Origin of the sequence: Kitasatospora sp. NPDC094016 (assembly GCF_040304045.1) — a bacterium.
GTDB lineage: Bacteria > Actinomycetota > Actinomycetes > Streptomycetales > Streptomycetaceae > Kitasatospora.
The window spans coordinates 1-1,807 of the sequence record NZ_JBEOUK010000104.1 but is presented as its reverse complement, the minus strand read 5'-3'; the positions used below and the strand labels follow the sequence as shown (position 1 = coordinate 1,807).

General features: G+C 70.0%; 1 protein-coding gene. It reads left to right on the top strand.

What is annotated here, in order from left to right; genetic code table 11:
- The first annotated feature begins 178 nt into the window (after positions 1–178).
- On the top strand, positions 179–1,777 hold the full coding sequence (locus ABT015_RS37870; protein WP_350887892.1) for an IS1182 family transposase: 1,599 nt from the start codon (positions 179–181) through the stop codon (positions 1,775–1,777).
- Positions 1,778–1,807: the final 30 nt, after the last annotated feature.

Genomic DNA, 1,807 nt, shown 5'->3' with positions numbered 1-1,807 from the left:
CGATTCTGCTGGCGAAGTGGTTCGGGGTGGCTGTGGGACAGTAAGTGCCTGCCGGTTGGGGTGGGTTGGCTGTTTGTGGGGGTGGGTTGTGCTGCGTCCTGGTGACGGGTCGGGGATTCCGGTGGAGACGGTGGCGTTGGCTCGCAGGGTTCATCCGCGTGGGACGGATGAGATGCGGGTGCGGGACGCGCTGGGTCCGTTGTTCGTCGATGAGGACTTCGCCGTGGGCGAGTTCGAGGAGATGTACGCGGACCTGGGACGCCCGGGGATCTCGCCGGCCCTGCTGGTGATGGTCACGGTCCTGCAGTTCCTGCACAACCTGTCCGACCGGGACACGGCGGTGGCGGTGGCCGACCGGATCTCCTGGAAGTACGCGCTGGGCCTGGAGCTGGAGGACACGGGTTTCGATGCCAGTGTGCTGTGCGAGTTCCGCGCCCGCCTGGTGACCGGGGATCGGGCCGATGCCCTGCTGACCTTGATGCTGGAGCGGTTGAAGGCCGCCGGCCTGGTGCGGGCCGGCGGGCGCCAGCGCACCGACTCCACACACGTGCTGGCATGCGTGCGCCGATTGAACCGGATCGAGTGCCTGGGCGAGGCCCTGCGCGCCGCGCTGGAGGAGATCGCCCTCACCAGCCCCGCCTTCGTCGTGCCGCTGCTGGGGCCCGGCTGGGACGAGCGCTACGGCCGCAAGGTCGAGACCGCAAGGCTCCTGCGCCGCAAGAACGCCTCCGCCCTCAAACTCGCCGAGCAGATCGGCGCCGACGGCCGGAGCCTGACCGCCGCGATCGACGCCGAGCCCACCGCCGCATGGATGAACGACCTCCCGCAGGTCCGCGTGCTGCGGGAACTGTGGGACCAGCACTACGAGACCACCCGCACCGGCACGCTCCGCTACCGGGACACCAGGGAACTGCCGCCCTCGGCCGAGCGCATCCGCTCGCCCCACGACGCCCAGGCCCGCTACAGCACCAAAGGCGTGCCCGGCGCCGGCAGCGTGGAGTGGACCGGTTCCAAGGCCCACCTGAGCGAGTCCTGCGACGAGGACTTACCGAACCTGGTCACCGACGTCCACACCACCCGCGCCACCGAACCCGACGTCACAGCCGTCACCCCCGTCCAGGACAAACTCATCGCCCGGGATCTGAAACCCGGCGAGCACCTCCTCGACTCCGGCTACCCCAGCGGGCCGAACATCGGCGCCGCCCTGGAACGCGGCATCTCCCTCATCGCCCCCGTCACGGTTCAGACCGGCCGCGGTGCCCGGGACGGCACCTTCACCCCCAAGGACTTCCACGTCGACTGGCAGGCCGGCATCACACACTGCCCCGCCGGGGCCACCAGCATCTCCATGCGGCCGAAGAAGGACGGCCTGATCCGCGTCGCCTTCTCCCGCGCGCACTGCCGCCCCTGCCCGATCCGCGTCCAGTGCACCACCGCCGCCCCCCACCTCGGCCGGGTCCTGGAGATCCACCCCGAACCCATCCACACCGCCCGGACGCGGATGCAGACCGAACAGGACACGCCCGAGTGGCACGCGGCATACCGGGCCCGCGCCGGGATCGAAGGCACCGTCTCACAAGCGGTGCGAGGCCCCGGCCTGCGACGATCCCGCTACCGGGGCCTCGCCAAAACCCACCTCCAGAACGTCCTTACCGGCATGGCGATCAACATCCGACGACTCGGCGCCCACTACGACACCGCACCCAGGAAGCCAGACCGCCGCCCCACCCGCGTCCACGCACTCTGCACCCAACACGGCATCACAGCAACGGCCTGACCCAGATCAAATACTTCGCCAGCAGAGTCG